At 48.5% G+C, this 7070-nt stretch carries 6 protein-coding genes; 3 read left to right on the top strand and 3 right to left on the bottom strand.

The window, feature by feature from the left end; genetic code table 11:
- Positions 1-119: 119 nt before the first annotated feature.
- The 3 genes from QUB51_RS20350 to QUB51_RS20340 all read right to left on the bottom strand — a co-directional run bounded on the left by QUB51_RS20350 (position 120) and on the right by QUB51_RS20340 (position 5224).
- The gene (locus QUB51_RS20350; RefSeq protein WP_333262969.1) at positions 120-2207 is read right to left on the bottom strand and encodes an acylase; all 2088 of its coding nucleotides are present in this window, start codon (positions 2205-2207) and stop codon (positions 120-122) included.
- Positions 2208-2578: 371 nt separating this feature from the next.
- Complete coding sequence (locus QUB51_RS20345) at positions 2579-3652, bottom strand: hypothetical protein (protein WP_333058276.1); 1074 nt, start codon at positions 3650-3652, stop codon at positions 2579-2581.
- A 102-nt stretch (positions 3653-3754) separates the two neighbouring features.
- On the bottom strand, positions 3755-5224 hold the full coding sequence (locus tag QUB51_RS20340; protein ID WP_333262972.1) for a TonB family protein: 1470 nt from the start codon (positions 5222-5224) through the stop codon (positions 3755-3757).
- Positions 5225-5791: 567 nt separating this feature from the next.
- Between QUB51_RS20340 and QUB51_RS20335 the strand changes: the two genes are divergently transcribed.
- Genes QUB51_RS20335 through QUB51_RS20325 form a run of 3 tightly spaced genes read left to right on the top strand, consistent with a single transcriptional unit; the run spans position 5792 to position 7013 of the window.
- Positions 5792-5953: a hypothetical protein gene (locus QUB51_RS20335; RefSeq protein ID WP_333058278.1), complete on the top strand. Its 162-nt coding sequence runs from the start codon at positions 5792-5794 to the stop codon at positions 5951-5953.
- 15 nt (positions 5954-5968) lie between these two features.
- The gene (locus QUB51_RS20330; protein WP_333058279.1) at positions 5969-6628 is read left to right on the top strand and encodes a MotA/TolQ/ExbB proton channel family protein; all 660 of its coding nucleotides are present in this window, start codon (positions 5969-5971) and stop codon (positions 6626-6628) included.
- Positions 6612-7013, top strand: a complete 402-nt coding sequence (locus QUB51_RS20325; RefSeq protein WP_333058280.1) for a biopolymer transporter ExbD — start codon at positions 6612-6614, stop codon at positions 7011-7013. Before QUB51_RS20330 ends, QUB51_RS20325 begins: the two co-directional genes overlap by 17 nt.
- Positions 7014-7070: the final 57 nt, after the last annotated feature.

Raw genomic sequence — 7070 nt, 5'->3', positions numbered from 1 at the left:
AACCGCAGAGGGCGCAGAGAACGCAGAGGGAGAGAATACAGAGAGGAATAATTCGGATGCTACCGGATTTGATATCAAGGGGAAACGGCGCACAGAAGTCTTCTTCCTTCTGCCTTCTGCTATAGTTTTTGGCGCGAACTTAGGTGAGCTTCAATTTCCGATCGCGATCGCCATACAGGGCGCAATTCCTTGCGAGCAAAAAGCTGCAACTGATCGCCTGCGTGGGGCGAGCCAGGTTGAGTGGCGTTGCCGTAACTGTTTAGCGCCATCGCTTTCACCGGATTGGAGAACTCGATCGCAGCGACAAAAGAATCGCCTGCAACCGCTTGAAAGCGATCGTCCTTCCCAGGAGCGAACCAGACTGAGCGAAATACACCCAAAGCACCGTCAGCTCCATTTGCCGGCAGATTCGCCACCCCAGGCAATCGGAAGACTTCCCCCCATGCCACATCTAACGCGCCATAAGTCGCCTCAACTTTGGTTGCTGTCGCGGACAGCACCCGCACCGCCTCCGCAGGATTTGCCAACCCGTCTGGCGTCGTTAGCGGCGCATCTTCGCTCCAAGGTTTGGCGAATAACTCATCAGCATCCATCGCTTTTTTCCAAAAGGCAAACAGCACCGCACCGCGACTGTCAGCATCGACTTTGCGATCCCAAGTGGCGAGAACTTCCGCAGCGCGGCGCGCTTGAGCACTGCCTTGCCGTGCGGCGGGAATTAAATCATCGAGGAGGCGATCGGCGAGTTCTACATGAGTGGAATGTTTGTATTGCATCAATTCATCGAAAGAGATTTTTTCATCTTCTAAGAGCATTTTTGCCGATCGCTGCGATCGCAAATCCATCGGGCCGCGCGGTGCCATGTAGGCGGGATAATTATTCGGTGCGATCGCACTGGGAAACGTCGTCGTCCAGGGAGGATCGTTGGTATTTTGCAACCAACCGCTGGGCGGATCGACAACGCGCGGCAAATCCGCATAGGGATGATTTTTGCTCCACAAAGTCTCTGACGTATTGCCTGCGATCGTGCCTGACCAGTATTTAAAATCTCCGTTTTTGCGTATGGGGACTTGACCGTTAAACAAGTGCATGATATGCCCCTCTCGATCGGCATACATGACGGTAAACATGGGAATTTCTAAGCGCTTTAAAACAGCCTCAAATTCATTGAAATTCCGGGCTCGTGCCATATCCCACCACTGCTGAAGGGCTGCTGGTTTATCGAGTCCGACAACGCGCAGGGCGATCGCTTTGCCCTGTTTTTCTGTGAGAATCGGCCCGTGAACAGAACGCCGCACTACTAGAGATTCCGATCGCAAATTCCCATTCTTTTCTTTGACTTTTAAAACCTTCTCTTCCCTGTCAAAACTTCGGACTTCGCCATCGAAGCGATAGCCATCGTTAGCGAGGGGCAATTCGTAGGCATCCCAGCCATCGTGAGTGTTGACAGTATGAGTCCATCCCAAGTTGTCGTTAAAGGCGATCGTTAATACAGGAAATCCGACGAGAGTCGCTCCGTAAGCGTTAATTTCTGGGGCAACCAGTTGTGCTTCGTACCATAAATATAAATCCGACCAAGGAAGGTGAGGATTTGCCAATAGCATGGCATTGCCACTTTGAGAATGGGAAGGAGCGATCGCCCAACCATTAGAGCCTTTGGGGGTGTGATTTTCAGTGAGATTTTCAACGCGCTCTGGATCGACTACAAAAGTAAAATTGATGACACGCTGCTCGTGTGCCAATACATCTGCCGGTTTGAGGGGCAATGCTACCTTTAATTCTTCCGTGAGCGCCTCTGGGTGTTCTTTTGCATAGGCATTCATTCCGCCAACAAAAGCATCGAGATAGTTGCGAAAAATGGGAGTTTGTGATTCATACCACGCCTTTGCACGATTAGGAATTCCCATAGTTTGCACCCAGCGATCGGATTCCAGATAATCTTCACCCCAAAATTCCGCAGCTTGTCCGCGAGCTTGCCCGTAAAGACGCAAAATCAGATTACCGTGACTTTGCATCTGCGCCCACCCAAAAGCGTAGAAAAGGCTTTTAGTATTCTCTCCGTAAATATGTGGAATTCCATAGGTATCCCAAAGAATTTGAGTGCCTGTTTGAGGCGAGGATTGAACCCCATTATTTAGAAGCAAAACTAAAATAAAACTCATTAATAACGAAACAATCCGTCGGTCTTGTTTTTTTAGTTGTAGAAACACTGGAAATTAATTGGCTAGGGTGGTTTAAACTGAGAAATTGCAGCCTTTTAAACAAGCTGCATGAACAAAACGCCGAGGATTTAAACCCCTTTTATGGAGAACAAGGGAAAAATTTATACCAAATCCGTTGCCCCAAAATGTAATCTATCTACGTCTATCTGAGTCGATATGCAGTTAAAAAAATAACTTTTCTTCGAGCTATCCAGAAAATCCTAAAAAAGACCCTGTGTAAATCGGATGTGAAATTAAAAACCCTCCGCTAGCTCACCAACTTGAAAAGCGCTATAAAACGCCGCTGTGCCTACTGTAAAGCGCCTTATGTTATTGGTGAGGAGGGGGGGTAAACAAGTAGGGCGAGATAGGTTATAAGGTTATTTTTTAATTTGACCTTGTTGCCAATTTCCTTCTACTTTCGTTCCATCTGCATAAATGTAGGAACCTTGCCCGTGTTTCTGGCCGTTGAGGAATTCACCTTGATAGCGATCGCCATTGGCGTAAATGCAGGTACCTTTGCCGTTGAACTGACCATCGCTAAATTCGCCTTCGCAGCGATCGCCATTCTTAAAAACGTAAACTCCTTTCCCGCTCATCTTACCCTTGACAAAAGTGCCTTTATAGCTATCTCCATTGGCGAACTCGCGGACACCTTCACCACTAAATTCTCCATTGTCAAACGGCCCTTGATAACGTCCTCCTTCTTTAAAAGTAAACAACCCCTGACCTTGAGTGTTGCCCTTGACAAACTCTCCTTCATAGCGGTTGCCATTCGGATATTCGCGAACCCCTTTACCGTGAAATTGCCCTTCACTAAATTGCCCCTCATAACGGCCTCCGACCGCAAAGGTATAAATTCCCTGTCCGTGAGGCAAGTTATTCAGCAACTCTCCTTCGTAGCGGTTCTTATTAGCATATTGACAGACGCCTTTGCCGTTAACTTTTCCTTCTTTAATATCTCCTTCGCATCGAGTGCCATTACTGAACGTAAAAGCCCCACGACCGCTGGGAGAACCACTCGTAAAAGAGCCTTCGTAACGAATGCCGTTAGTCGAGGTAAAAGTGCCTGTACCGTCGAACTCACCGTTTTTAAAAGTACCTTCGTAGCGGTTGCCGTTAGCAAATTCGCGGACACCTTTACCGTTGAATTCACCCAAGGCAAATTCTCCTTGATATTTACCTTCTTCTTTAAAGGTATAAATTCCTTGACCGTGAGGTTGGCCGTTGAGAAAAGAGCCTTCGTAGCGATCGCCGTTGGCATATTGACACATGCCGGGGCCGCTGAGTTTTCCCTCACTCAATTCTCCCTCGCAACGTCCGCCATCGGGTAAAGTAATTACTCCTGCCATTGCGCTGTGAGGGTTGGCAAACAACAAAGCCATTCCCAAGTTGGTACCAAGTAATAGAGTGAGTCCAACTCGCTGAAGTTTACTTAATATTGCTGACGACATTCCCACATTCATAATTCACAAAAAATTCAACTTTTAACTTTGCTATTCCTTGGACGGTGCTATAGAATTCCCAGCCAAATTGCTATAGTCTCAATAAAATCCCTAGTCAGTGAGCCGGAAGATAATGACTATTCTTTCCCCTTGAATGCCACTCTCTGATGGGGCATATTTCCTTTCTTGTACTTGTTTCATCGCTGCGCGATTCAAGTCGTTGTATTTGCTAGGAGTCAATATCTTGATGTTGGATGTCTTACCGTTGGGGTCAATGTCACAAATGAGTTCCACTTGGCCTTGGCGCCCTTCTTCTCTGGCTGCGATCGGATATTCAGGTTTACCGCAGCCACTAATGCAAGTGGCCAGAGGCGCGCCGGCAGGGCGCGAAGGACTCCCCCCTCTTCCTGGATTTGTCGGTTTTGGCATTGGCCCGGAACCGTTGCCAAATGGCTGTGACGAACCCCCGCCGCCATTTCCACCTCCACCGGGTGATGAGTTCGATGCACTTCCTGCTGGGCTACCAGAGGAAGGGAGGTTTCCTACATCCCCGATCGCACTTCCCGAATTTCCGCCACCTCCTGGCCTGGTGGCCGTGACTGGGGAGCCAGCCGCAGGCGATCGGGGCGATCGCCCCGAACCAGCCGCAAATGGCTCATCAGAAGGTATGTTGCCATTTTCGCGGGCACCGGATGGTGAGTTCGACGCACTTCCTCCGGGGCTATCAGGGGAGGAGGGGTTTGTGAGATCCCCGATCGCATTTCCAGAGTTACTACCGCCTCCTGGCCTAGTAGCTGTGACTGGCGGGCCAGCCGCGGGCGATCGCTGTAGGGGCCCGGAAGAAGGATTTAATGGCTCTGAGGAAGGTTCCCCGCTACCCGCCGAAGCAGGCGGCTGGTTTTCAGGGCTGTCTGAGGAGTTGAGATTTCCAGCATCTTTTGTAAAGTCTGGGAGACTCGCAGCACCCTTGGGGCGGGAGTCGCTAACGGGTGGTTCGCTTTTTGGAGGATCGGGCGAGGGGGTTTCGGGTTCCTGAGCGATCGGGGTTTGAGGAGTTTTTGGGGAATTGAAATCCTCTTGAGGTGCGGGGGAAGGCTCGATAGGAGTTGGTGGTGGCGTTGCCGCTACCGGTGGCTCCTCTGGAATCGGCGGTGGCGTTGCCGCTACCGGTGGCTCCTCTGGAATCGGCGGTGGCGTTACCGCTACCGGTGGCTCCTCTGGAATCGGCGGTGGCGTTGCCGCTACTGGTGGCTCCTCTGGAATCGGCGGTGGCGTTGCCGCTACTGGTGGCTCCTCTGCGGGAGTTGGATCTGGTGGCGGTTCTGGTTTTAACGTCTCAGGCGGGGGAGATGCCTTTTCTGGAATAGTCTGCTCTGGCTGGGTTTCCTCTACTTTTGGCTCATCAAGCACAACAATTTCAATTGCATCCTCTTCAAATTCAGCAGGTTTGACGAACTTGAGGCTCAACGGCAGCGCGACACCGTGCAGTAAGGTTGAGGCTAACAGACTGATCGCCAGAACTTTTTTGAGAGCTTCTTCTTGTTGTTGTCTTTGCGTCGCCGAAATATTTGAAAAACTCATGCCTTCTCACTCTCCTTTATGGATGGCAACATCCTCGCTGGCTCCCCGACATCACCCGAAACAAGCTACCAACTGCGGGTTGAGCTTGCTATCACTGATGAACCTACCCATCCTATAAGAAGACTGTCACCCTGTTCAAGACTCTTGCAATTAATTTTCATTATTTAATTTTGAGATAGGGGCTAGAGGCTACCAATCAGCATTTTCTTTGGGGGCGTCTACTTTGCTCTTATGGGCGGTGTCAATGTTCTGATTCTGGCAGGGCCAGGTTCCACAACGCCTTAAATGCAATACTCTAGCCCCTAATCTACCAACAAAATTCCACATTCTCAAGCTTTTCATAAAAATCAATTAATTAGTAAAACTTATTTTTTTTTGCTATCAGTTCGATAATTATTATCTAAAAGTGTGGCGCATGACTTGACAAACCCTGAACTTTGTGGAAACCTAGTTGAGAATCTTTTAAATTATTGAAGATTATTGTCAAGTCCTAACGCAAATATTTAGCAAAGAAGCACTGGCAGAACAATCTGTCGCGATCTCGATCGGGATCGCAGTAGGAGCATTTTGGGTACAGACGAAGATAGTCACATACAGGTAGTGCGATCGCCCTTGAGTGAAACAATTCGCAGCCTGAATCACTTGTGCCGACTTGACGCAGAAACTCTACCAACCTTCGATCGGGCTAATTACAGCATTAGGCAGCTTGCGATCACTCAACCGAGCTAGCGAGAGTACAAATCAATGGATGCTTTCATTTACATTTTTCGCGCCGCAGGCATTGTTGCTTGGCCGCTATTTGCCTCCTCAATCGCAGCAGTCGCGCTGATCATAGAGCGTCTTGCCTTTTGGTTTAGGGTAAATCGGCGGCAGCGGCGAGTCGTGCGAGAAGTGCTACAGCTTTACAGTCAAAACCCCGATTCCGCCATCAAAAAGTTACAAGTAAACAGCGATTTGCCCCTAGCCCGGATTTTTTTAGAAGCTTTAGAATTAGACTCCCCCAACATCGAAGAATTTCGTTTGGCCTTAGAGAGTGGTGCTCAGGCAGAAATCCCCATCCTGAAGCGATTCAATACAATATTTGACACCATTATCAGCCTTTCCCCACTATTTGGGTTGCTCGGAACAGTTTTGGGGTTAATTACCACCTTTAGTTCTCTCAAACTGGGGAATGCCACGGGCACCAATGCCGCAGGCGTTACTTCTGGGATTAGCGAAGCCCTCGTTTCTACGGCAATAGGGTTAGTTGTGGCAATCTTTACACTCTTATTTGCCAATATGTTTCGCGGGTTTTACTTACAGCAGATAGCTTTTATTCAGGAAGCTGGAGGCCAGCTAGAGTTAATGTACCGTCACCGCTACGAAAAACTACCAAGAGAATCTAATTATGCGCCTACCCGATGAACCTGAGACTATTGCCCAGATTAACATCGTGCCAATGATTGATGTGGTCTTCGCCATATTAACGTTTTTAATTGTTTCCTCTCTGTCTTTATCCAAATCCGAGGGTCTACCCGTAAATTTACCGAAAGCATCAACCTCTCAAGTTCAGGACTCGCCTGCTAAAATTACCGTCACCATTGATGCTAATGGAAAATTAATGGTTGATAAAAAGTTAGTCAACTTAGACCAGATTGAGAGTACAGTGCGACAGGTAATGGGGTCAAATCAGAACTCCTTAATTGTGTTGAATGCAGATAAAAGCGTCAATCACGGAAATGTTGTGGAAGTTATGGATCGATTACGCCGAATTAAGGGAGCTAAGTTAGGGATTGCTACCGCAAAGTAGAGAGTTCCTATAATTACTAATTTGTAATTCCCTCACACCCTTAAACATGAATTACCC

The organism is Microcoleus sp. AT8-A3 (genome assembly GCF_036705675.1).
Lineage (GTDB): Bacteria > Cyanobacteriota > Cyanobacteriia > Cyanobacteriales > Microcoleaceae > Microcoleus.
This window is presented reverse-complemented; position numbering and strand designations above follow the sequence as displayed.